The organism is Cedecea colo (genome assembly GCF_011808225.1).
GTDB lineage: Bacteria > Pseudomonadota > Gammaproteobacteria > Enterobacterales > Enterobacteriaceae > Dryocola > Dryocola colo.
On sequence record NZ_SOYS01000003.1, the window covers coordinates 65,005 to 88,537 of the forward strand.

A 23,533-nucleotide genomic window follows, 5' to 3' on the forward strand; every position below is an offset into this window, starting at 1 on the left:
CTAAAGATGATTTGCTCCTTCTCCGCTGGGGAAGGAGCAAAAGCGCGACTACTCCCCGGCTAAAGCCCGCGGAAACAGCACGTTGTTCTCCAGGCTAATGTGATTCATCAGATCGTCAATCATTTCATTAATCCCGTTATACATCGCTTTCCAGGTCGTGCAGGCTTCCGGCGGCGGCGTCACGTTGTTGGTGGTATGTTTGATGACTTCCAGCAGTTCGCCTGCATCGTCATGCTCGCTTTCCATCACGCTAATCGGGCCCATCGCCTGTGAACCCATACCCTGTTTGATCATTGGGAACAGGATCTGCTCTTCTTTCATCATGTGGCTGCTCAGTTCCTGATGCAGCATGGTGAGATATTTCGCAAGCCCTTTCGGCACGTTTGGTTTATCGGCATGTACGCGTTCGACTTTGGTTGCCTGGAGGATTAATTCCGGCAGTTGTTCGCGGTGCCTGTCGTGGTAGCGCACGATGATATGGTCGATGATTTCGGCCAGCGGCGCGGTACGCCACTCTTTCTCAACGGGCTCTTCAGCAAGCGCGGCCAGTTCGGTTTCAATGGCCTCCAGGTCTAACTCTTTGCGGGTCGCTGCGCGCTCAAGCGTTTGTTTGCCGCCACAGCAAAAATCCAGATCCAGTTTACGGAACAGCGCAGAAGCGCGCGGGATGGTTAAAGCCAGTTCACCTAAGGGTTGATCGCGGAAGGCCATGGATGAATACCTCATCATAGAAAATATAAGATGCATATTAAATGCATCTTTAAGGGAAGGCTATGACTCTTATGAGGTAGCGCGTTATTTATCCGGCGAAATTGTTACTTCGGTCACTTCCTGTTTTTGCGGTCTGGTCAGCACCGCCAGCACAACGCCGACGATCAGACAAAGGATGCCCAGCAGCGTTAGCATCGGCGGCCAGCTATGGCGCAGCATAAAGGTATAGGCAAGCCCGGCCAGGGTTTCAAAGACGATGAGCGGGCCGACAATGACGGTCGGCAGGCGCTGGCAGGCGATGTTCCAGCACAGGTTGCCAAGCCAGGAGCAAAGCAGAGCGATGGCGAGCATCAGCGTGATAAAAACTTCCGGACGCGGCCCGAAAGGCAGCGCGAAACCAGCGCCTCTTTGCGCCATAAATAAGCAAACGGCGATATAGCCCAGCAATGAAAAAGGCAGCGTCGATAATCCCTGCGCGGTAGCCCACATCAGCGGGTTTTTATCAGGATTTTCCCGTAGCCAGCGTGCGTTGCGTAGCGCGTACCACGCCCAACAGGCAACCGAAACAAACGCCAGACAGATACCGCTGGTATAGCGCCACCAGCTAAACCCAAACTGGCCGCTGCGTAATTCAGCGGTATTTACCATCACCAGACCAATCGCGATAATTACCAGCGCAGGAGCCAGCCGTCGCCACGGCAGCTTACCGTCGCGCCTGCTGTAAAGCAGGTTGGCAAAAACGGGAATAACAACCGGCAGCGTACCGATAATCATCGTCGAAATGGGCGCGCCGGTACGCTGAATAGCGCTGGCAAGGCACACGTAATAAATCAGATTCCCGACGCTTGAGAGCTTGAGTGCTGTGAACCAGTCCTGGCCGCTAAGCTGTTGCAGGCGCTGCCGCCCAAGCCAGGCCAGTGGGACCGTAATCAGACCAAGCGCCAGATAACGTCCGGTGGACTGTAACGCCGCGGGATAATCCGGCACGATAATCGGACCCACGAAAATCAATCCCCACATTAGCCCTGCTATCAGGGCATACAGCACGCCAGTTAACATCTTTACCATCCGGTTAGTTTTTTGCGTGAAGTGTAAGAGGAAGAACGCGGCGAGTATTGTACCAGCTTGCGGTTTAGCTAACGGTTGACCTGTTTTTGATAGCGAACGGGCGTGATGCCATAACGCCGGACGAAAGCCCGCGTCAGATGCGCCTGATCGGTCAGGCCGCTCATCATTGCCACCTGCGCGGCGGGTATGCCGCGGGCCAGGAACCGCTTGGCGTACCACAGCCGGATAGCCATCAACATCTGATGCGGCGTAACGTGGAAATGCGCTTTGAACTGGCGCTGGAAGTGCCAGGGGCTGAGCGACGCTACGGCCGCCAGCGCATCAAGCGTCACCGGGTGCATATAGTTTTCATGTAAATATTCGCGTATCCGTTCAAAGCGATGCGCTGCCTCCTGCGGCCCGGAAGGGTGATGGTGCGCATAAGGCCGAAACGTGTCGATGAGATTGAGCAGTAAACCTTGTTGCGCGAGCGAGTCCTCCGCGCTCCACAGGCGGTTAATCAGTTGTGAAATCTGCTGTGAACGCAGCGGATCGTGATTCAGCGCCTCGCTAAACCACCAGTTGTGCTCGCCGGTAATCGCTTCGAGCATTTCAGGTTCGAGATAAATCATGCGGTACTGCCAGCCGTCAGCGGTAGCCGCTTCCCCGGTATGCAGCTCGTCAGGATTCATCAATACCAGCGAACCAGGAGCGGCGACATACTGCGCGCCGCGATAGCGGAACCGCTCAGCGCCCCGTGTTACGGTGCCAATACCAAAGGCTTCATGCGTATGAGGTTCAAAGGCATAGCGTGAGATATAAGCATGATAAAGCTCCACGCCGGGCAGTTGCGGCAGGTGCCGGAACTGGGCGCAGTCTTTGTCATCGCTAAATTGAAATTGCTCAGGAATGCCCTGCACGTTAACCCTCCGTACGAACATCCTGTGAGTATAGGGATGCTCGTGTTTAGCGTATAGTTAACAATTACAGCGCGAGGAGGACGCTCTCTTCAAGCGGAGTGGTTGGGCGACCAATCAGTTGGCTGAGCTGACGGCCGTCGTCGAATAGGCCACCTTCTGACGCACCGATATCAGAGTTTGCAAGCATTGCCGCCAGGCCTTCCGGCAAACCGGCCTCCAGCAAAGCGGCTTTAAAATCGGCCTCGGCAAGGTTCTGATACACTACGGTTTTTCCGCTTTGTTTGCTGACTTCCGCGGCCAGTTCCGCCAGCGTCCAGCCGCGATCGCCCGCCAGTTCATATACTTTGCCAGCCTGATTATCGAGCGTCATCACTTTAGCCGCAGCGGCAGCATAATCTGCACGGGAAGCAGAGGCGATTTTGCCTTCTCCGGCGCTGCCAATAAATACGCCGTGTTGCAGAGCTGGCGGCACGCTGGCGATATAGTTCTCGGTATACCAGCCGTTGCGCAGCAAGACGAAAGGAATACCTGAATCTTTCAGCATTTTTTCCGTAGCTATATGTTCTTCCGCCAGACCCAGCGGGGACGTATCCGCATGCAGCACGCTGGTATAAGCGATAAGATTCACGCCCGCCGCTTTGGCGGCTGCAATAACGTTACGATGCTGCACAGCGCGCTGGCCCACTTCACTTGAAGAGATCAGCAGCAGTTTTTTTACACCTGTCAGCGCCTGCTGCATAGCAGCTTGATCGTTGTAATTTGCAGCGCGCACCTGCACGCCACGCTCAGAGAGATCGCTCACTTTTGACGGCATGCGAACGATCGCTATCAGGTTTTTAGCCTCTATGCGCTGCAACAAATCTTCTATAACAAGACGGCCCAGCAGGCCGGAGACGCCGGTAATCGCCATCATGATAAACGCCTTAGTGTTTTGGGTAAGTCGTGCCACACTAGCATCCTAACTAACTTTAAGTAAGTACGTACAAAAAGGTAAGTATGAAATGAGTGACACCCTGGAAAGCGCGCTGTCCTTAACCGAACAGATGCGCAGCGGCAACCTGTTTGCGGAGAAATGTCCGTCGCGGGACGTGCTAAAACACGTCACCAGCCGCTGGGGCGTGCTGATTCTGGTTGCCCTACAGGAGGGAACGCATCGCTTCAGTGATTTGCGCCGTAAGATGGGGGGCGTGAGTGAAAAAATGCTCGCACAAACGCTGCAATGGCTGGAGGCCGATGGCTTTGTGAATCGCAAATCTTACCCGGTCGTCCCGCCGCATGTGGAATACAGCCTGACGCCGCTGGGGCATGAAGTTGCAGAGAAAGTTGCTGCGCTGGCCGACTGGATAGAGGGACGTTTGCCGCAGATAATGGCGTCCCGCGAACGGGACGCCCGATCAGATTGCTGACAAAGAAGGAAAAGCGTGGTTTTTCCTTCTTTGTGGCGATCGGCCGAAAATCAATGAATTGATTTTCCTGTTCATTTTTGGGTGGAATCTTTCAGCATTTCGCACGCCATGAGGTTTGTCATCCTTCTCCCGATAAGTTATTTCCTTAAATCAAGCTGATAAAGGGCAAAGCCAATATCGTCGGTGCCAACGTTTTGCATCGGGTACTGCGCTTTGTCTTTGATAAATGCCGCCGCTTTCTCGCCAGGGGACGTTTCAAAGCGGATATCCAATTTTTGCGTGCTCTGGATTGGCGCAAGGCGCCAGTTATTATCCGCCACCGGATGGATCTCTTTCTGCGCGCTTATCCAGTTAGCCAGCACCGAGCGGTTTTCATCTGGTGAAGCAAAAGCGATATGGCTGTCGCCGGTACCGGCAAACTTACCGCCGTATGCGCGATAGTTATTGGTCGCGACCAGGAAAGTGGCGTTTGGATCGATTGGCTTACCTTTAAACGTCAGTCCCTTAATGCGCTCGGCTTTTGGGTTCACCATCTGGCATTCACCGTCGTAACGCGCCGGCTGTGACACATCAATTTGATAATCCACGCCGTCAATTACATCGAAGTTATAGGTGCGGAAGCCGTCCCAGTTGATGAGCGACTGCGGCTTGTTGCTGTTCACATCAACCTGATTAAACTGCCCGGCGGAACACTCCAGCCACTCTTTAACTTCTTTGCCACTCGCTTTCACGACGACCAGCGTGTTTGGATAAAGATATAAATCAGCGGCATTACGGAAGGTGAGCTGGCCTTTTTCGACCTCCACAAAACTGGCCGGATCGTTTTTGCGGCCGCCAACTTTGAACGGCGCGGCAGCGGAGAGAACAGGCAGATTGGCCAGATCGGGATCGCCCTGAATGAATTTCTCGACGTAAGCCCGCTGGGCGTTATTTACCACCTGTACCGTTGGATCATCCTGTACCAGCGCCAGATAGCTGTACATGTTATCCGCTGATTTGCCGATCGGTTTGCCCACAAATTCGCGCGTGCCGTTATGATCGTGCTCGAGCACTTTCACCAGTTTTTTGTCTTCCGCAGCCAACGATTTTTTCGCCACGTTATCGTAAATCGGACGAGCTTCCGCTTTGCTGCCGATAACTTTCCAGCTCCCGCTGTCGTTATTAAGCACCAAATCTACAACGCCAAGGTGGTCGCCCCACATACCCGGCATCACGGCGGGAATGCCGTTAAGCGTACCTTTTTTGATATCAACGCCTTTGAGATTAGCGAAATCTTTACCCGGGAAGACGGCATGAGCGTGCCCAAACAGGATGGCATCGACGCCCGGAACTTCACTCAGGTAATAAACGGAGTTTTCGGCCATAGCGTGATATGGATCGCTGGAAAGGCCGGAGTGAGCAACGATTACCACTAAATCCGCACCCTGTTTTCGCATCTCCGGCACGTAGTGTTTCGCGGTTTCGGTGATGTCCTGCACCGTCACCTTGCCGTCCAGGTTCGCTTTATCCCACGTCATAATCTGTGGCGGCACAAAGCCGATATAGCCAATGCGCAACGTTTGCGTTTTACCGTCCTTATCTTTGACGTCGGTTTCTTTGATTAAGTAAGGCGTAAACAATGGCTTATTCGTTTTCACATCGATGATATTGGCGTTTACGTAAGGGAATTTTGCCCCGGCCAGCGCCTTGTGCAGGTATTCCAGCCCATAGTTAAATTCGTGGTTACCCAGGTTGCCGACGGCATAATCCAGCGTGTTTAGCGCTTTGTAGACGGGATGGATCTCTTTGTCTTTCAGCCCCCTGGCCGCTATGTAGTCGCCGAGTGGACTGCCCTGAATCAGGTCACCGTTATCGACCAGCACGCTGTTCACGGCTTCACCGCGTGCGGCATTGATTAGACTCGCTGTACGTACCAGACCGAATTTCTCAGTCGGCGTATCTTTGTAGTAGTCGAAGTCCATCATATTGCTGTGCAGATCGGTGGTTTCGAGAATACGCAGATCGACCGTTGCCGCGTTCACGCTGGCTGCAATCAGCGTGGCAAGCAGGGTTGCGCTAAACTTAATCATGATAAAGTTCCTTTTTCGAGGTACGCCACAAAAGGCGGTGAAGTTACAGATCGTTGCTTACAAAAGCGTGAAGTCTGCCAGAAATAAGGGCGATGAAACCGGAATCGCTTCACAGATAGCGCATCATGACGCAATAGGATATAAGTAAAACAATAAGTTATTCGCGCGATGCAGCGTGTGGCGACAAACTACGAGGTGGAGAATGTTAGAGCAAATTTGCCAACTGGCGCGGGAGGCGGGAGCCGCCATCATGCAGGTTTATGAAGGGAAAAAGCCGCTGGAGGCCACCCAAAAACTGGATGACTCGCCGGTGACCGCAGCGGATATTGCAGCCCATACCATCATCATCAACGGGCTACAAACTTTAACGCCGGATATCCCCGTACTGTCGGAAGAAGATCCCCAAAGCTGGGAGATCCGTCAGGGTTGGGATCGTTACTGGCTGGTGGATCCGCTGGATGGCACGAAGGAATTTCTCAAACGTAACGGCGAGTTCACCGTGAACATTGCATTGATTGAGAAAGGTAAAGCCGTGCTGGGCGTGGTTTACGCACCGGTGCTGAAGATTATGTACAGCGCAGCCGAAGGTAAAGCGTGGAAGGAAGAGTGCGACGTACGAAATCAGATCCACGTGCGTGATGCGCGCCCTCCGTTGGTCGTTATCAGCCGTTCCCACGCCAGCAGCGACGGCGAACTGAAAGAGTATCTCCAGCAGATGGGCGAACATCAGACTACCGCCATCGGATCCTCGCTGAAGTTCTGCCTGGTGGCAGACGGCCAGGCGCAGCTTTATCCACGTTTTGGGCCAACTAATATCTGGGATACGGCAGCAGGCCACGCCGTTGCGGTGGCTGCCGGAGCGCATGTTCATGACTGGCAGGGCAGGCCGCTCGACTATACCCCGCGTGAGTCTTTCTTAAATCCCGGCTTCCGGGTTTCTATTTACTGAGCAATTGCTGCAGCAGGTTCATTACCTGCTGCACTTCTGCCTGCGTCAGCGAACCATCTTTGGCGTACCGAATACGTCCTTCTTTATCCAGCACCACAATCGCCGAACCGCCGTCTTCCAGCTGCCAGGCTTTTTTCGCTACGCCGTTGCTGTCCACCACAAACTGTGACCACGGATACTGCTTTTTATTGCTTTCAATGCTGCTGCGCACAAACATGCCGGTTCCGACGATAGCATCGTCAGTATTGACGATTGTCGTAGTCTGGTAGCGATCGTGCGGGAACTTCGCGGCTTTGATGGCTTCAATCAGCCCGGCATTTTTCTCTTTTGCGCTGGAGCGTCCGGCAATATGTTGCAGCACTCGCACTTTTCCAACGAGTTGCGAGCTATTCCAGTTTTTATAGCTAAACTTATCGTTACTAAGCATCAGCTCTCCCTTGTCGGCAATGCCAAGCGGAGCGACACGTTGATTTTTCTCAAAATTATGTGCTGAAGCCAGCAAAGGCAGCAGCAGGGCAGTAAGCGCAAGCGTAGCTCGCAGGGCCATAGTTGACTCCTTGTTTTATACAGAATATTTGCAGCTGATCGGACCACCTGGCCCTGACGTTTTAAGCATAAATGCGAAATACGCATCTGTCCCGTAGCTTAAATGCCAGTTTGCGGGCGAACGCACATATCGTCGTTTTTTGAAGGCTTAAACTAATTTTTAGTCACATTTGAAAAGAATATTCTGAGAAATTGTCATGAAACGGTAAATAAGCTTATGCAAGCTAGGTGTCAGTTTGTATATGGACTATAGTTTTCGGGCACCAAATTTTTTCGCCTCGTTTTGTCGGACCAAATGTGGAACCGCAGGGGCGTTAACACTGCAGGAGAGAAAAAAGAATGAAAATTTTCCAACGTTACAACCCCCTTCAGGTGGCGAAGTACGTAAAAATCCTGTTCCGTGGACGGTTGTACATCAAGGACGTTGGCGCTTTTGAATTTGATAAGGGGAAAATCCTTATCCCAAAAGTGAAAGATAAGCAGCATTTATCTGTTATGTCCGAAGTAAACCGCCAGGTTCTACGCATGCAGGCGGAGATGGCGTAAAGCCTCGAAGCAGTACGAAGTAAAAAAACGGCACCTGAGGGTGCCGTTGATGTTTCTAAGACAACCCAGCGCGCCGGTCAACATATTCCAGGAAGCCGCGTATCCCCACATCATTGCGCTGAAATTGCGCGACAATCTCACGTATAACTTTGCCAACGCTGGCTGATTTCCACGCCAGCGATAGCTGTGAAGGCTGGCGGGCATGCGCTACTTTTCGGCTAATCAGATGTCCGCTGTCTAGCCATTGTTGGCAGAGATTTTGGGGTAAAAAACCGATCCCTAATCCGCTCAGGTGGCACTCAAGCTTAGCGCTGATATCTGGCACCTTAATCTCTTTTTGCCCCGGTAACAGCCACGCGATCCGACGCGTCAGCGTGTGGGAAGTATCGTCGATATTAATCGCAGGGTAGTGGCGCAGGCGGTCTTCGCTAATGGGCAAATCAGTCCTGTGCTGCGCCAGCGGGTGATCGGGAGCGATAACGAATACCCAACTGATCTCGCCGAGCGGATGCAAAGAGATATTATTTGAAAGGGATTCTGAGCCTGTGACGCCAATCGCCAGATGAAAATCGTCATACAGCAGCGTATCCCACACGCCCATATAAACCTGGCGTGAGAGCTGAAACTGGGTGAAGGGGAAGCGCTGATGTAGTCCGGTCAGAAATTTGGCCGCTGCTTCCGGTCGGTAGAGCAGGTTATTGACGACAATATTGATCTGGCGTTCGACGCCGGCGTTTATCTGCTGCAGCTCATTGGGCATCGCTTCAACCCAGCTTATCCACTCCCGACACTGTTCCAGTAAATGCTCTCCTGCCAGCGTTAGTTTTACGGTACGTGTAGTGCGCATAAAAAGCAGTGTACCTATATGTTCTTCCAGCGATTTAATACGATAGCTGATGGCGGCGGGCGTTTTGTGCAGCGAGCTGGCTGCCTGAGAAAAGCTACCGGTTTCGGCAACTTTGATAAACGAGCGGATGGTCTCATGGTCAAGCATATCTCTGTTCCTTAAGCGTTATCCTCCAGCCATTCTTGAGCAGTGACAAACCCCAGTAGCGTATCGGCTCCGGAGGTATGACCATGATTCAATAGTGCCCGGGCGGCGGGTAAAACGCACTGTCCTTTATTCAGCGCATACAGAAGGCGCAATACCTGTGTGGAGAATTGTCCTCTGGCCGCATTATCCAGATAACTGCAACTGACTAACGTTGTCAGCGTCATAACCTGGCGGTAAGTCGGTAAAAAAAGATGCTGCCTGAGCTTGTTGCGGTAGCGCGGATGACAATAAAGTGCGGCCAGCGCGCCGCAAAGCATATCATCGCCGCTTGGTGTCAACCCCGGACCGAGGCCGATCAGGTTGCTCCAGTCGGGTGTATCACCCGCAGACCATTTCGATAAACCACATATTACTCTTTCCAGCACGGGAAATGTCATCCCTTCCGCTATCTGGTTTAACGGCCCCAGTAAGCCGGTCATTTGCGTAAAAGTCCTGACGTCAAGCGGCGGCAAAGCTCCGACGGGCGCAGCGAAGGTGATCTGCCGTCGATTGCCGATGTTCAGCTTCGCGCCGTGAAGTTTTCCGTGTTCTACCTGCAGAGAAGTAATATCGCGCAGACTGGCAAAATCCCGCTCGCGAATAACCCAGCCAAAAGGGCTGCACCCTTTACCGTAGCGATGCAGCGTAAACAGAACGTCGTGTTCATCAATGAAATTGATGGCATGTATAAAGCGGCTATGAAGCCGTAATAAACAACCATTGGTAAACGGAAGGGCACAACCTGCCAGTGCTAAAACGGTATTCATTGTTACCCTCCCGTGAGCTTGTCGGATGGTAAAGCGAAGCTCAACCAGCCTCAGAACCGACCACTCAGGCGTTTATATGATGAGCCAGAGCCAGAGCTTCTAAAGCCTGTTCAAAACAAGAAAGCGGCGCGCGTACGGTCCCTGCGCCAACCTGGCCGACACCCGCCTCGCAATGAGCAATCCCGGTATTGATAAGCGGCGTGATCCCGGTCTCTACTACGCGGCGGATATCCAGCCCCAGACATGCCCCTTTGAAGTTCCAGATGGGAATTTGCAGCATCGGGTTATGGTCGAGGTAGATTTCTGTCATCTCTTCTGAGGTTTCCAGCGCCGCATCCATACCACCTGTGCCAACAAAGCGCGTCACGCCTGGAGCGGCAATCATCGCTGCGCCGCCGATGCCGAGCGTTTCGGTAATTGCGCTGTCACCGATGTCCGGGTTGGCATCATCCTGGCTGAAACCGGTAAAGAACAGCCCCTGCGGCGTGTTGACCGGTGCGGTAAACCAGCGATCGCCCAGGCCGCTTACGCGAATGCCAAATTCGCGGCCGTTTCTCGTCATTGCCGTTACAATCGAACCCGCTTTAATCTGGGCGGCCGCATCCATCACCGCTTTACTGTAGGCCATTGCCAGATTCAGGAAGAACTGATCGGTAACGCTCAGGAACTGCATCACTTCGCCCAGTTCGGATTTCGGGCGATCCAGTTTGACAATATGCGGGGCAAGAGTACGCATCAGCAGAGCCGAGGCGGCGATGTTACGCTGGTGAAATTCATCCCCCATCGTGATGGCCTGGGCCATCAGGGCTGTCAAATCGATGCCGCCTTCTATTTTTTGCAGAGCCTCCTGGAGTACCGGCGTGAGGGTATCCCGCATCCAGCGTAGGCGCTGCTGCACATCCGGACCGTATGCGCCAAAGCGCATAACCTTGCCAATCCCTTCATTGAGGTTGCAGCAGGCGCGGTTGGCATTCACGACGTTTTCTACTTCCAGTACCGGCATATGGGCTGAAGTGATACCGCCCATAGGACCGACGGCGCTGACGTGGTGGCAGGGAATAAAGTCAATCTCGCCTGATTCCAGCAGCACTTCTGCTTCTTGCTCGTTCTGCGCCCAACCTTCAAACAGACAGGCACCGAGGCAGGCTCCGCGCATTGGGCCGGTCATCTGCTGCCAGATAATAGGCGGCCCGGCGTGGAGTAGTTTTTTCCCTTCGGCCAGGGCCGGAATAGCCTGGTGTGCCAGGCGGACACCAACCCAGTGCGGACGAGCGGCTTTAATACGTTCGATGATTGCCGCGTTGGCTTCTGAAATAGATGAATACATGGCTATAGCCCTCTTAATGTAATTGTTTTAACAAACTGGCGAGTCTGGCATTGCCGCCGGCCACGGGCGCCCATTGATAGTGAACAACGGGGGTGCCGGTGCTTTGCAGATCGCTGGCAAAGCTGCGCAGCCCGGCGTTGATAACCTTGACGCCATTGAGTAGCGCTGGTCGCTCAATGGCTACAGGAGCGGGTCGGCGTGCGGTGAGATGGCTGGCGAGCAGCACCGCTTCCTGGAGCGTGTTCACCACTACGATGTCAGCGTTAAGTAAGGTGTCCTGCTGGGCAGAACGGCACTGTGGGTCCTGCTCGGTACCGGTTAACGTCGCGATAACCGTTAGCGGGTGTCCGGAATCACGCATCTCGCGAACGTGCCGTACGGCTTCAACCACAGCGCCAGCCGGATCGCCACAGGCCCCAAAACCCAGCACTACGTCGAGCAGTAGTACGCCCACGTCCGGTTGCTGAACGAGCTTCTCAATCTCAAGGGAGCGAGTTGTGGGATCGATCATTGGGTGCGGGCGACCGCGGGTATAAACGTCATCTCCCAGGTCAACAATGCGGTGGCCGCAGGCTTCGAGCATCACGCCGTTCGGATGGTGATTATCCACTTCCACGCCGATTTGTGCGGCGAGCAGCGCGGCCGCTTCTGCCGCGAGCGTTCCGCCAGCGTAGAGCCCGGCAATACTTTTCCCGCTCAGATCGGGTTGGGTCTCGCTGACTTCCGCGACGCTTGCCAGCGTTACCGCCAGCTGTGCGGCTTCTGTCAGTGAGCTGGCCAGCCAGACGTTACCCTCCTGGCGCTTCTCAACCTTCGCGCCCAAAAACAGCGCCACTACCGGCTTAGCTATTGCCTGCATAGCGGCAATCACTTTCTGTCGTACGGCTTCGGCAGGGGGCTTGGAGACAAATGCCAGGACTTTGCTCTGTGCGTCGGCGGCGAGCCAGCTCAGGGCGGTGAGGGCGCTGATGCCGCCCACTTCGGCGCTTAAATCGCGACCGCCAAGACCAATGGCATGGCTTACGCCGTGGTGGTGTAAAGCAATCTGTGATGCCAGTTCCTGAATGCCAGTACCCGACGCCCCGATAATTCCGATACTGCCCTTGGGTAACACGTTGGCGAAGGCCAGTGGCGCACTGGCTACCATCGCCGTGCCACAGTCCGGCCCCATAACAATCAGCCCGCGCTCCTGCGCCAGTTTTTTCAGGGCGATCTCTTCATCAAGCGGCACGTTATCAGAAAACAGCATCACGTTTTTGCCGCTCAGCAAACCCAGTTCGGCAACGCCTGCGGCGTATTCCCCTGCTACGGAAATCAGGAGTAAATTGGCGTCCGGCAGCTTGTCCTGCGCACTCTGCCAGCGGCGTGCTTTTTGTAGCCGTACTCCCTGGCTGGCGGCATGGGTTATTACTTCCAGTTCGGTTTCCAACAGGCTTTTCATTAGCTCAAGAACTTCTGGATTCGGCTGCGCAGTGCGCACCGCTACACAGATATCGTTCGGCGTCGCCTGTTCGAAATTCGGATGCCAGAAGCCGGTGGTTTCCAGCAAATCCTTATTGGCTGGCGTACCCATCATCACCGAAACCTGCTCCACCTCATCACTGGCGCTTAGCCTGCGTGAAACGAGCATCAGGCTGACAGAATCCTGAAAACTTCCTTTTTTAACAAACGCATAAATCATGGTCTTACCTCTGATTATTTCTTCTCTTTCAGGAATAAAATGCCGAACAGACCGACGGCCAGCAACGCGGCGGAAACATAGAAGCTGGAGGCCAGACTGCCGGTAATATCACGAGCGGCACCGGCAATGATCGGTGCCAGAATGGAGGAGCTCATACCGATAAAGTTGAACAGGCCGAAGGCGGTGCTGTAGTTATTCTCGTCTACGCTGTCGGCGACCAGCGCCACCAATACCGGATCCAGCGCCAGTTTGCCCACCAGACCGTAGACGCAGAGCGCGACGATTACACCGGTCATGCTCGGCATCCAGATAATCGACAACATGCTGATAATGGCGACAGGAACCAGAATGATGATTAGCGGCTTACGCTTGCCGAGGCGGTCAGAAACCGATGAGAACAGTAGAGCGCCAGGAATAGAAATCCATGCCACCAGTGAGGAAATAAAGCCGGTTTCACTGCCGGGAATACCGCGCTCGCTTTGCAGGTAATAGGGCAGCCAGGTAAGGATGACGAAGAAACCGAACAGGCTACAGAACACCATCAGATAAGTTAGCAGCAGGTTGCGGTTTTTCAGCAGATCGCTGAACTTACTCTTTTTCACAGCCTGTCCGCCAGCGGTAACCGGGACGCGTTTCTTCTCTTTCACAAAGAACCATATCGCCAGGCCTATCAGCACAGAGGGGAAGGCCATGGCGTAAAACGGCATCCGCCAGCTATAGCCCTGTTCATATACCAGCCAGCTTGAACTCATTAATCCCAGGGCGATACCGAAGGCCATCCCGCTATTAATAATCGCGCTACCTAACGAGCGATATTTTTTAGGTATTTGTTCTGAAGAGAGACCGTACTGTGGGCCATAGTAGGTGCCTTCGCCAGCGCCAGTGACCACGCGGGAAAAGAGCAGCATATACCAGCTTTTTGCCCAGCCGGTAACTGCGGTAAACACGCCAAATAAAATAAATCCGGGGACCAATACTTTTTTCTTACCGATTTTATCGCCAAGAATACCTGCCGGAACCTGTAATAAAGCATAGGAGAAATAAAATACGGAGTTAAGGATGCCGAGTTGCGTACCGCTTAGCGAAAATTCTTTTTCTAATTCTCCCATTACCGGATTAAGGATGGTACGGTCGGCATACATAAATATCCAGCCGAGCCAAAAGAGGAATATGGTCACCCACCAGGCGGGGATGCCATGTTTTTTCGATTCCGCAATAGTGCTTGGGGAGTCAGACATAGTAATAATCCTTATAAATTTCCTGTGAAACTGGCGCCAGCGCGATGACTTTCTGTTGCCACCTTAATCGGGTTAGCGGTGCTTTCTTTTGAGCACTATCACATTTGATCGATTGTTATAATTTTCTATGGAGTGATGAGAAGAATATCGATTTATTATAAAAAATATTTAAATAATCCATTATTAAAACCGTTTGTATAAAACTGCCATTTATAATCTCTATTAAGTGGATAACCTTTCTAATAACTAGCCTGTTATAACCTTCACATTTTTATTTCTCCCGGTAGGTGATTTTATGACGATTAATTAATTGTCAGTTGAGGAAGAAATGAAAAAAATCGTAGTTATTGCTTTAGGTGGCAACGCCTTATTACAGCGTGGCGAAATAATGTCGGCTGAAAATCAATATAAAAATGTTAGCCTGGTTGCTGAAGTTGTTGCGGTATTGAGCCAGGACTACCGGGTGGTGATAGTTCACGGTAACGGCCCGCAGGTCGGGCTGCTGGCGTTGCAAAATCTGGCCTGTGATGTCGCACCTGCTTATCCTCTGGATGTGCTGGTTGCGGAAACCCAGGGTATGGTCGGCTACATGATTGCCCAGCGTCTCGACCAACAGCCCTGTACGTCGCCGGTCAGCACCTTACTGACGCGCATTGAAGTTCATGCTGACGACCCGGCGTTTCAGTCGCCAGAAAAGTTCATTGGGCCGGTTTATGCACCGGAAGAAGAGGCCGTGCTGAGGGAGAAATACGGCTGGCAGTTAAAGGCCGACGGACAGTATCTTCGCCGCGTGGTGGCCTCACCCAGACCGCAGCGGGTCCTGGAACTCAAAGGGATCAAAGCCCTACTGGCGCTGGAACACGTGGTGGTCTGCGCCGGAGGAGGCGGCATGCCGGTAGTACGTGAGGCCGAAGGATTTAGCGGGGTAGAGGCTGTTATCGACAAAGATCTCACGGCAGCACGCCTTGCAGTAGAGCTCAATGCCGAACATCTGATGATCCTCACCGACGCTGACGCGGTCTATCAGGCGTGGGGAACGCCACAGGCGAAGGCGTTGCGAGATGTTACGCCGGAGCAGTTACGCCCGTTCGCCGCGCCGGATGGAGCGATGGGGCCGAAAGCCGAAGCGGTGATTAAGTTTGTTGAACAGACGGGTAACGTGGCATGGATAGGGGCGTTAAGGGATGCGCCGGAGATTATGGCTGGAAGAAAAGGAACCCGAATTCATCTATAAAAAAACGCCGCCCTTGAGGGCGGCGCTATGTGCTGTGTTAAGCCACGTTTTGTTCTTCAGCATCCGGCAGTTTTGGTGCCAGCGGATTCGGCTTGTTGTCGATACGGGTCACCAGTAGCTGATCGATACGGTAGTTATCGATATCCACTACCTCAAACTTATAGCCGGAGAACTTCACCGAGTCGGTACGTTTCGGGATTTTGCGCAGCATAAACATCATAAAACCGCCGATGGTTTCGTAGTTGCCGGACTGCGGGAACTCGTCGATATCCAGCACGCGCATCACGTCGTCAATCGGCGTACCGCCTTCAACCAGCCATGAGTTCTCGTCACGTGCGACGATCTGCTCTTCCATACCCTGGCCTACCAGATCGCCCATCAGCGTGGTCATCACGTCGTTTAGCGTGATGATGCCGACCACCAGCGCGTACTCGTTCATGATCACCGCAAAGTCTTCGCCCGCCGTTTTGAAGCTTTCCAGCGCTTCGGAAAGGGTCAGCGTATCCGGGACAATCAGCGTATTGCGCAGATGCACGCCGCTGTTCAGCGCCATGCTTTGATTGCCCAGCACGCGATTAAGCAACTCTTTGGAATCCACATAGCCGACGATATGGTCGATATCGCCGTTACACACCAGGAACTTGGAGTGCGGATGCTCGGCGATTTTGTTCTTCAGGCTCTGTTCTTCTTCGTGTAGATCGAACCAGATGATGTTTTCACGCGACGTCATAGATGACGGCACGGTACGGGATTCCAGCTCAAACACGTTTTCAATCAGCTCGTGTTCTTGCTTACGCAGCACGCCTGCCAGCGCACCGGCTTCAAATACCGCGTAAACATCGTCGGAGGTGATGTCGTCGTTACGGACCATCGGCAGTTTGAAAATGCGGAATATGACGTTTGCCAGGCCGTTGAAGAACCACACCAGCGGGCGGAAAATAAACAGGCAGAAGCGCATCGGGTTGATGATTCGCAAAGCAACAGATTCAGGCGAAATCATACCGATGCGTTTCGGGGTGAGGTCGGCAAACAGGATGAACAGGCTTGTCACAAGGGTAAAGGAGATAATAAAACTAAGCTGGTCGGCCATTTCCGGCGAGAAGAAGCGCTCCAGAATATTTTTAAACGCCGGGGAGAACGCCGCGTCACCGACAATACCGCCAAGAATCGCAACCGCATTCAGGCCAATCTGCACTACGGTAAAGAACATGCCGGGGCTTTCCTGCATCTTCAGCACGCGTTGCGCGTTAACGTTGCCCTCATCGGCCAGCAGCTTGAGTTTGATTTTGCGGGAAGCGGCCAGCGAAATCTCGGAAATAGAGAAGAAAGCACTGACGGAGATAAGAAGAAGTATCACTAAAATACTGTTTAACATAATTTATCCGGCCATTAAGACCAGAGCCTCGGAAGGGAAAGTTGAAAATCTATGGGGTCATACGTAAAAAATGCGGGCTGCTCTCGTGAGCAAGCCTGCAATTTCAACGGCTAGTATAGCTTAAGGGCGGGACGGGCTGCCAGAGGGCAAAATTTAACCCCTGAAAGGCTATTTAATCTTCCGTGATTTTGATTTGCGCCAGCGGGCATCTCCGGCAGGTTTGTTCTTACATACGCTCAAAAAATGGCAGGATTTTACTTTCAGCCAGTAGGGCGGATAAGCCTGCGCCATCCGCCATAAGCTTCTGTTTTAGCCCTGAGGCGGCAAGCAAACCCCAATCCCGCCGATACCGCAGTAGCCGTACGGGTTCTTATGCAGATATTGCTGGTGATCGTCCTCGGCGTAGTAGAACGGCCCGGCGTTGGCGATTTCGGTGGTGACCTGGCGTTTATCGCCCGCCTGCGCCATGGCATCCTGGAAACGCCGCAGGCTTGCGCGTGCTGCTGCATCCTGCTCCGGCGTTAACGGATAAATGCCGGAGCGATATTGCGTGCCCACATCGCCGCCCTGGCGCATGCCCTGAGCCGGATCGTGATTCTCCCAGAACACCTGCAAAAGCTGCTCGTAGCTCACGGCTTTTGGGTCGTAGACCACGCGCACCGCTTCGGTATGGCCGGTCTGGCCGGTGCAGACTTCACGGTAGGTAGGATTTGGCGTATATCCTGCTGTATAGCCAGCCGCCGTGCTGTAAACGCCGGGAACCTGCCAGAACAAGCGTTCAACGCCCCAGAAACAGCCCATCGCAAAATAAGCGATCTCCATACCATCTGGTACATTGGTCATGGAATGTTCGTTAACGGCATGCAGGGTTGCAACCGGCATCGGGGTGTTACGGCCTGGTAAGGCTTCGGATTGCGCAACGGGATGGGTTTTCTCGAATAATTTCATCAGTTTTTGATCTCCCGATATCGGCAAAAGAGGCTACAACCGTCAGGCGGTTGTAACGAGGCGTGTAATTGCAGACAATATCCACGCTTTATGAGACTACAGTACATAGAAGAATTATTTGGGTCTTTGAGCAGTTTTCAACCCCGAATGTTGGGGTTTTGTTAAACCGCGGAGCGGTACAGAAGTTACCGGTCGGGGTGGGGACAAGGATATTCAGGAGAAAACGTGCCAAAAATCCGTAAATTATGTCTGGCGAGTTTATGCCTGGCGAGCACGTATACTGGCGCTGCCAGCGTGCGATTACAGGTCGAAGGATTAACGGGAGAGCTACAGAAAAACGTCCGTGCGCAGCTTTCTACAATCCAGAGTGACGAAGTAACGCCGGACCGGCGCTTTCAGGCCCGCGTGGATGAAGCCATCCGCGATGGGCTTAAGGCGCTTGGCTACTATGAGCCAACCATCAACTTCGACCTGCTTCCACCGCCGCCAAAAGGCCGCCAGGTGCTGAAGGCAGAGGTTGAAGCTGGCCCGCCGGTGCTGATAGGCGGCACGGATGTCATTCTTCGGGGCGGCGCGCGCGACGACCATGACTTCCTCAGCCTGCTGCGCAATCGTCCAAAAAACGGCACCATTCTTAATCATGGTGATTACGAAAAGTTTAAAAAGAGCCTGACTAACGTCTCACTGCGCAAAGGGTATTTCGACAGCGAGTTCAAAAAGCACCAGCTTGGCGTTTCGCTTGAGCGCCGTCAGGCATTCTGGGATATCGATTACGACAGCGGGCAGCGCTACCGTTTTGGCGATGTCACCTTCGAAGGTTCACAGATCCGCGACGAATATCTGCAAAATCTGCTGCCGTTTAAAGAAGGTGATTATTACCAGTCGCGTGACCTGGCTGAACTGAACCGTCGTTTATCCGCAACGGGCTGGTTTAAGTCCGTGGTTGTGGCGCCAGAATTTGATAAGGCCCGCAAAACTAAAATATTACCGCTGCACGGCGTTGTCTCGCCGCGTATCGAAAACACCATCGAAACCGGCGTGGGTTATTCCACGGACGTTGGCCCGCGAGTGAAAGCCACCTGGAAAAAGCCCTGGGTCAACTCTTACGGCCACAGCTTTACCACCAGTACCAGCCTTTCAGCGCCTGAACAGGTGCTGGATTTCAGCTATAAGGTTCCGCTGCTTAAAAGCCCGCTGGAGCAATACTATCTGTTGCAGGGCGGCTTTAAACGTACCGACCTGAACGATACCGAAGCAGACTCCACAACGCTCGCCGTTTCGCGTTACTGGGATCTGTCAAGCGGCTGGCAGCGCGCGATTAATCTGCGCTGGAGCTTCGATCACTTTACCCAGGCAGACGTCACCGACACCACCATGCTCCTTTATCCGGGCTTAAGCCTCAGCCGCACCCGTTCTCGCGGTGGCCTGATGCCGACCTGGGGCGATTCGCAGCGCTATTCCATTGATTACTCCGATACGCTGTGGGGATCAGATGTCGACTTCGTTGTGCTCCAGGCGCAGAACGTCTGGATCCGTAGCCTGTTCGAAAAACATCGCTTTGTGGTGCGTGGCAATCTGGGCTGGATCGAAACCAATGACTTTGAACGCGTTCCGCCCGATCTGCGCTTCTTCGCGGGCGGCGACCGCAGTATCCGCGGCTACTCCTACAAATCTATCTCGCCTGAAAATGAAGAGGGCAAGCTGACCGGCGCGTCAAAACTCGCCACCGGCTCGCTGGAATATCAGTACAACGTCAGCGGCAAATGGTGGGGGGCGGCTTTCGTAGATTCGGGCGAGGCGGTAAACGATATCAAACAGAGCAACTTTAAAACCGGTGCCGGCGTGGGCGTGCGCTGGCAATCGCCTGTCGGGCCCATCAAGCTCGATTTTGCAGTCCCGGTGGGGGATAAAGACGAGCATGGATTACAGTTTTACATCGGTCTGGGGCCTGAACTATGAGTCGTTGGAAGAAAATAAGCCTCGCGGTGCTGATTGTTGTTTTACTCCTGATTGGGGCGGTGGGCTTCCTGGTGGGGACAACCACCGGACTGCACCTGCTGTTTAATGCGGCAAATCGCTGGGTGCCGGGGCTGGAAATTGGCAGCGTCACGGGCGGCTGGCGCAATCTGACCATTAAAAATCTGCGCTACCAGCAGCCGGGTGTGGATGTTAACGCAGGGGAAGTTAATCTTGCCGTGAAGCTCGCCTGCCTGCGCGACAGCAGCATCTGCGTAAATAACTTCTCGCTCAAAGATATTGATGTGGTGGTGGACACTAAAAAAATGCCGCCTTCCGCGCCTGCCGAAGAAGAAGAAGACAGCGGCCCGCTCAATCTCACCACGCCGTATCCCATAACGCTTAGCCGCGTTGCGCTTAATAACGTCAATATCAAAATCGACAATACCACCGTGTCGGTGATGGCGTTCACTTCTGGTCTGAACTGGCAGGAGCGCAACCTGACGCTTACGCCAACGAACCTGGAAGGCTTGCTGATTGCGCTGCCAAAGGTGGCGAAAGTCGCTCAGGAAGAGGTGGTTGAACCGAAAATAACTAATCCGCAGCCGGAAGAACTGCCGCTGGGTGAGACGCTTAAGAAGCTGTTTGAAAACCCTGTCCTGCCGGAAATGACGGATGTTCACCTGCCGTTAAACCTGAATATTCAGGAATTTCGCGGCGCTAACCTTCGTCTGACGGGCGATACGGATCTGCTGGTCAGCAGTCTGCTTCTTAAAGTCAGCAGCATCGACGGCAACGTGAAGCTGGACGCGCTGGACGTGGATTCTTCTCAGGGCCTGGTTAATGCCTCGGGCAGCGCGGTACTGCGCGATAAATGGCCGGTCGATCTGACGCTTAACACCACGTTGAATATCGATCCCGTTAAAGGCGAGAAGGTAAAAATAAAGATCGGCGGGGAGCTGCGGGACGTGCTGAAAGTGGGCATGAATCTCTCAGGGCCGGTGGATATGGAACTCACTGCGCAAACTCAGCTTGCCGAGGCGGGCCTGCCGCTGAATCTCGAGATTGTCAGCAAACAGCTTTACTGGCCGTTTAGCGGCGAGAAAGCGTACCAGGCCGATGATGTGAAGCTGAAGTTTAGCGGCAAAATGACGGATTATGCGCTCTCGTTCCGCACCGCAGTAAAAGGCGCGCAGATCCCGCCCGCCACTATTACGCTGGACGGCAAAGGCAACGAGCAGCAGCTCAATCTTGATAAGCTAAGCATTGCGGCGCTTCAGGGCCATACCGACCTGAAAGCCGTGCTCGACTGGAGCAAAGCGATTAGCTGGCGCGGCGAGCTGAAACTCGACGGCATCAACACCGCGAAACAGTACCCGGACTGGCCTGCGAAGCTTGACGGCTTCGCGAAAACCAGCGGCAGCCTTTACGGCGGAACCTGGCAGATGGACGTGCCGGAACTGAAGCTCGCCGGAAATGTGAAGCAAAACAAAGTGAGCATTGCCGGGAAGCTGAAAGGCAATAGCTACATGCAGTGGAACATCCCCGGTCTGCATCTGGAACTTGGCCGCAACAGTGCCGATGTGAAAGGAGAGCTGGGGCCGAAAGAGCTGGCGCTGGATGCCAGCATCGATGCGCCGAACCTGGACAACGCGCTTCCGGGGCTGGGCGGCACGGCGAAGGGCACGATTAAAGCCCGCGGCGATGTAAAAGCCCCGCAGCTGCTTGCCGATTTCACCGCGAATGGCCTGCGCTGGCAGGAACTTTCCATCGCTCGCGTGCTGTTGAAAGGGGATGTGAAATCCACCGACCAAATCGGCGGTAACCTGAATCTTCGCGTGGAACGCATCGCGCAGCCTGACGTGAACATCAGCCTCGTCACGCTGGAGGCGAAAGGCAGCGAGAAGCAGCATCAGCTCCAGTTGCGCATTCAGGGCGAACCGGTTTCCGGACAGCTTAGCCTCAGCGGCGGATTCGATCGCGCTGAACAACGCTGGCGCGGCAGCCTCTCGGATACTCGTTTTGAAACGCCGGTTGGCCCGTGGCGCCTGAACCGCGCCATTGCGCTGGATTACCGCAACAAAGAGCAGAAAATCAGCATCGGGCCACACTGCTGGACTAACCCGAACGCTGAGCTGTGCGTCCCGCAAACTATTGATGCCGGTGCGAAGGGCCGTGCGGTCGTTAACCTCAACCGCTTCGACCTCGCCATGCTAAAACCGTTTATGCCCGAAACCACGCAGGCGAGCGGAACGTTCAGCGGGCGTGCTGACGTAAGCTGGGACAGCGAAGCCGGTGGTCTGCCGCAGGGGCAGATAACGCTGAACGGACGCGGCGTGAAGGTGATTCAGGATGTGAATGACAGTCCGCTGCCGGTTTCATTCGACACGTTAAACCTCAGCGCAGAGCTGAAAAATAACCGCGCCCAGCTTGGCTGGCTGATACGCGTGGCGAACAACGGCCAGTTCGACGGACAGCTGCAAATTACCGATCCAGAAGGCCGTCGTAACCTTGCCGGCAACGTCAACATGCGCGGTTTCGATCTCGCTATTGCCAACGCTATTTTCTCTCGTGGTGAAAAGGCTGCCGGTAAGCTCAACGCGAATCTGCGTCTGGGCGGCAACCTGGCACGGCCGCAGATGTACGGGCAACTGCAGCTAAACGGCGTGGATATTGATGCCAATTTTATGCCGTTTGATATGCAGCCAAGCCAGGTTGCCATGAACTTCAACGGCATGAGTTCAACGTTAGTCGGCACGGTGCGCACCAAACAGGGAGATATTGCCCTGAGCGGCGATGCGGACTGGGCGCAGCTCGACAACTGGCGCGCGCGCGTGGCGGCGAAGGGCAGCAAAGTGCGCATTACCGTACCGCCAATGGTGCGCCTGGACGTCTCACCGGACATTGTATTCGTTGCCACGCCAAGTCTGTTCACGCTGGACGGCAGCGTCGATATTCCCTGGGCGCGTATCGTCGTTCAGGAAGTGCCGGAAAGCTCGGTGGGCGTCTCCGGCGATGAAGTGATGCTGGATAAAACACTCAGGCCGGAGAAGCCGCAAACCGCGGGCATTCCAATCAACAGTAATCTGATTATCCATGTCGGCAATAATGTGCGTATGGACGCGTTTGGACTCAAGGCGCGACTCAACGGCGACCTGAAAATGGTACAGGATCGTCAGGGTCTGGGTCTTAACGGCCAGATTAATATCCCGGAAGGGCGTTATCATGCCTATGGCCAGGATTTGATCGTACGGAAAGGCGAGCTGTTATTCTCTGGTCCGCCGGATCAGCCGCTGCTGAATATCGAGGCGATTCGTAATCCTGAAGCGACCGAAGACGACGTTATTGCCGGTGTTCGCGTCACGGGGATGGCCGATGAACCAAAAGCTGAGATATTTTCTGACCCCGCGATGTCACAGCAGGAAGCCTTATCCTACCTGCTTCGCGGACAGGGGCTGGACTCTACGGGCGATGACGGTAACGCATTAACCTCCGCGCTTGTCGGTCTGGGGGTTGCACAGAGTGGGCAGGTTGTGGGTAAAATCGGCGAGACGTTTGGCGTAAGCAATCTGGCGCTGGATACCGCAGGGGTAGGCGATTCTTCCCAGGTGGTGGTCAGTGGTTATGTACTGCCGGGTCTCCAGGTGAAATATGGCGTGGGTATTTTTGACTCGTTGGCGACTCTGACACTGCGTTATCGCCTGATGCCTAAGCTATATCTGGAAGCGGTGTCTGGCATAGATCAGGCACTTGATGTGCTCTATCAGTTTGAGTTTTAGC

19 protein-coding genes are annotated in these 23,533 nt (G+C 53.9%); 6 read left to right on the plus strand and 13 right to left on the minus strand.

What is annotated here, in order from left to right:
* Positions 1 to 48: 48 nt before the first annotated feature.
* The 4 genes from ytfE to E2L00_RS08640 form a co-directional block, all read right to left on the minus strand.
* Positions 49 to 711, minus strand: coding sequence for an iron-sulfur cluster repair protein YtfE (ytfE, locus tag E2L00_RS08625; RefSeq protein WP_167609886.1), 663 nt, complete (start codon positions 709 to 711; stop codon positions 49 to 51).
* Positions 712 to 795: 84 nt separating this feature from the next.
* A complete protein-coding gene (locus E2L00_RS08630) occupies positions 796 to 1,770 on the minus strand; it encodes a DMT family transporter (RefSeq protein WP_167609889.1) in 975 nt (324 codons plus the stop codon).
* A gap of 77 nt (positions 1,771 to 1,847) precedes the next feature.
* Positions 1,848 to 2,678, minus strand: a complete 831-nt coding sequence (locus tag E2L00_RS08635) for an AraC family ligand binding domain-containing protein (protein WP_167609892.1) — start codon at positions 2,676 to 2,678, stop codon at positions 1,848 to 1,850.
* Positions 2,679 to 2,742: 64 nt separating this feature from the next.
* Entirely contained in the window at positions 2,743 to 3,591 is an 849-nt protein-coding gene (locus E2L00_RS08640) for an SDR family oxidoreductase (protein WP_167610758.1), read from the minus strand.
* An 88-nt stretch (positions 3,592 to 3,679) separates the two neighbouring features.
* Here E2L00_RS08640 and E2L00_RS08645 point away from each other — a divergent pair, with 88 nt between their 5' ends.
* Positions 3,680 to 4,084, plus strand: a complete 405-nt coding sequence (locus tag E2L00_RS08645; RefSeq protein WP_167609894.1) for a winged helix-turn-helix transcriptional regulator — start codon at positions 3,680 to 3,682, stop codon at positions 4,082 to 4,084.
* Between the two features lie 137 nt (positions 4,085 to 4,221).
* Here E2L00_RS08645 and E2L00_RS08650 read toward each other — a convergent pair whose 3' ends face one another.
* On the minus strand, positions 4,222 to 6,153 hold the full coding sequence (locus tag E2L00_RS08650) for a bifunctional 2',3'-cyclic-nucleotide 2'-phosphodiesterase/3'-nucleotidase (RefSeq protein WP_167609897.1): 1,932 nt from the start codon (positions 6,151 to 6,153) through the stop codon (positions 4,222 to 4,224).
* 202 nt (positions 6,154 to 6,355) lie between these two features.
* On the opposite strand from E2L00_RS08650, the gene cysQ reads away from it, so the two are divergent.
* Entirely contained in the window at positions 6,356 to 7,102 is a 747-nt protein-coding gene (cysQ, locus tag E2L00_RS08655; RefSeq protein WP_167609900.1) for a 3'(2'),5'-bisphosphate nucleotidase CysQ, read from the plus strand.
* Here cysQ and E2L00_RS08660 read toward each other — a convergent pair.
* Complete coding sequence (locus E2L00_RS08660) at positions 7,092 to 7,649, minus strand: YtfJ family protein (protein ID WP_167609903.1); 558 nt, start codon at positions 7,647 to 7,649, stop codon at positions 7,092 to 7,094. The two genes, cysQ and E2L00_RS08660, sit on opposite strands and share 11 nt — an antisense overlap.
* 338 nt (positions 7,650 to 7,987) lie before the next feature.
* Between E2L00_RS08660 and E2L00_RS08665 the strand changes: the two genes are divergently transcribed.
* Entirely contained in the window at positions 7,988 to 8,194 is a 207-nt protein-coding gene (locus E2L00_RS08665; RefSeq protein WP_121266826.1) for a DUF1107 domain-containing protein, read from the plus strand.
* 55 nt (positions 8,195 to 8,249) lie between these two features.
* Here E2L00_RS08665 and allS read toward each other — a convergent pair whose 3' ends face one another.
* From allS to E2L00_RS08690, 5 genes are all read right to left on the minus strand, one after another.
* Entirely contained in the window at positions 8,250 to 9,188 is a 939-nt protein-coding gene (allS, locus tag E2L00_RS08670; RefSeq protein ID WP_167609906.1) for an HTH-type transcriptional activator AllS, read from the minus strand.
* 11 nt (positions 9,189 to 9,199) lie between these two features.
* Complete coding sequence (locus tag E2L00_RS08675) at positions 9,200 to 9,994, minus strand: oxamate carbamoyltransferase subunit AllH family protein (protein WP_167609909.1); 795 nt, start codon at positions 9,992 to 9,994, stop codon at positions 9,200 to 9,202.
* 64 nt (positions 9,995 to 10,058) lie between these two features.
* A complete protein-coding gene (locus tag E2L00_RS08680) occupies positions 10,059 to 11,321 on the minus strand; it encodes a YlbE family protein (protein WP_167609912.1) in 1,263 nt (420 codons plus the stop codon).
* 13 nt (positions 11,322 to 11,334) lie between these two features.
* Positions 11,335 to 13,002 (minus strand): acyl-CoA synthetase FdrA, encoded by a 1,668-nt coding sequence (fdrA, locus tag E2L00_RS08685; protein ID WP_167609915.1) that lies wholly within the window; start codon positions 13,000 to 13,002, stop codon positions 11,335 to 11,337.
* Between the two features lie 14 nt (positions 13,003 to 13,016).
* A complete protein-coding gene (locus E2L00_RS08690) occupies positions 13,017 to 14,240 on the minus strand; it encodes an MFS transporter (protein WP_167609918.1) in 1,224 nt (407 codons plus the stop codon).
* 328 nt (positions 14,241 to 14,568) lie between these two features.
* On the opposite strand from E2L00_RS08690, the gene E2L00_RS08695 reads away from it, so the two are divergent.
* Positions 14,569 to 15,474, plus strand: a complete 906-nt coding sequence (locus tag E2L00_RS08695; RefSeq protein WP_167609921.1) for a carbamate kinase — start codon at positions 14,569 to 14,571, stop codon at positions 15,472 to 15,474.
* A 37-nt stretch (positions 15,475 to 15,511) separates the two neighbouring features.
* Here E2L00_RS08695 and paeA read toward each other — a convergent pair whose 3' ends face one another.
* Complete coding sequence (gene paeA, locus E2L00_RS08700; protein ID WP_167609924.1) at positions 15,512 to 16,849, minus strand: polyamine export protein PaeA; 1,338 nt, start codon at positions 16,847 to 16,849, stop codon at positions 15,512 to 15,514.
* A gap of 309 nt (positions 16,850 to 17,158) precedes the next feature.
* The gene (gene msrA, locus E2L00_RS08705; RefSeq protein ID WP_167609927.1) at positions 17,159 to 17,797 is read right to left on the minus strand and encodes a peptide-methionine (S)-S-oxide reductase MsrA; all 639 of its coding nucleotides are present in this window, start codon (positions 17,795 to 17,797) and stop codon (positions 17,159 to 17,161) included.
* 225 nt (positions 17,798 to 18,022) lie between these two features.
* Between msrA and tamA the strand changes: the two genes are divergently transcribed.
* The gene (tamA, locus tag E2L00_RS08710; RefSeq protein ID WP_167609934.1) at positions 18,023 to 19,756 is read left to right on the plus strand and encodes an autotransporter assembly complex protein TamA; all 1,734 of its coding nucleotides are present in this window, start codon (positions 18,023 to 18,025) and stop codon (positions 19,754 to 19,756) included.
* Positions 19,753 to 23,532 (plus strand): autotransporter assembly complex protein TamB, encoded by a 3,780-nt coding sequence (gene tamB, locus E2L00_RS08715; protein ID WP_167609937.1) that lies wholly within the window; start codon positions 19,753 to 19,755, stop codon positions 23,530 to 23,532. The genes tamA and tamB overlap by 4 nt, the downstream gene beginning before the upstream one ends.
* Position 23,533 lies beyond the last annotated feature (1 nt).

Bases quoted from the DNA above. Each gene is read 5' to 3' on its own strand.
- ytfE (WP_167609886.1), bottom strand. From the start codon at position 711: ATGGCCTTCCGCGATCAACCCTTAGGTGAACTGGCTTTAACCATCCCG.
- E2L00_RS08630 (WP_167609889.1), bottom strand. From the start codon at position 1,770: ATGTTAACTGGCGTGCTGTATGCCCTGATAGCAGGGCTAATGTGGGGA.
- E2L00_RS08640 (WP_167610758.1), bottom strand. From the start codon at position 3,591: ATGATGGCGATTACCGGCGTCTCCGGCCTGCTGGGCCGTCTTGTTATA.
- E2L00_RS08645 (WP_167609894.1), top strand. From the start codon at position 3,680: ATGAGTGACACCCTGGAAAGCGCGCTGTCCTTAACCGAACAGATGCGC.
- E2L00_RS08650 (WP_167609897.1), bottom strand. From the start codon at position 6,153: ATGATTAAGTTTAGCGCAACCCTGCTTGCCACGCTGATTGCAGCCAGC.
- cysQ (WP_167609900.1), top strand. From the start codon at position 6,356: ATGTTAGAGCAAATTTGCCAACTGGCGCGGGAGGCGGGAGCCGCCATC.
- E2L00_RS08660 (WP_167609903.1), bottom strand. From the start codon at position 7,649: ATGGCCCTGCGAGCTACGCTTGCGCTTACTGCCCTGCTGCTGCCTTTG.
- E2L00_RS08665 (WP_121266826.1), top strand. From the start codon at position 7,988: ATGAAAATTTTCCAACGTTACAACCCCCTTCAGGTGGCGAAGTACGTA.
- allS (WP_167609906.1), bottom strand. From the start codon at position 9,188: ATGCTTGACCATGAGACCATCCGCTCGTTTATCAAAGTTGCCGAAACC.
- E2L00_RS08675 (WP_167609909.1), bottom strand. From the start codon at position 9,994: ATGAATACCGTTTTAGCACTGGCAGGTTGTGCCCTTCCGTTTACCAAT.
- E2L00_RS08680 (WP_167609912.1), bottom strand. From the start codon at position 11,321: ATGTATTCATCTATTTCAGAAGCCAACGCGGCAATCATCGAACGTATT.
- fdrA (WP_167609915.1), bottom strand. From the start codon at position 13,002: ATGATTTATGCGTTTGTTAAAAAAGGAAGTTTTCAGGATTCTGTCAGC.
- E2L00_RS08690 (WP_167609918.1), bottom strand. From the start codon at position 14,240: ATGTCTGACTCCCCAAGCACTATTGCGGAATCGAAAAAACATGGCATC.
- E2L00_RS08695 (WP_167609921.1), top strand. From the start codon at position 14,569: ATGAAAAAAATCGTAGTTATTGCTTTAGGTGGCAACGCCTTATTACAG.
- paeA (WP_167609924.1), bottom strand. From the start codon at position 16,849: ATGTTAAACAGTATTTTAGTGATACTTCTTCTTATCTCCGTCAGTGCT.
- msrA (WP_167609927.1), bottom strand. From the start codon at position 17,797: ATGAAATTATTCGAGAAAACCCATCCCGTTGCGCAATCCGAAGCCTTA.
- tamB (WP_167609937.1), top strand. From the start codon at position 19,753: ATGAGTCGTTGGAAGAAAATAAGCCTCGCGGTGCTGATTGTTGTTTTA.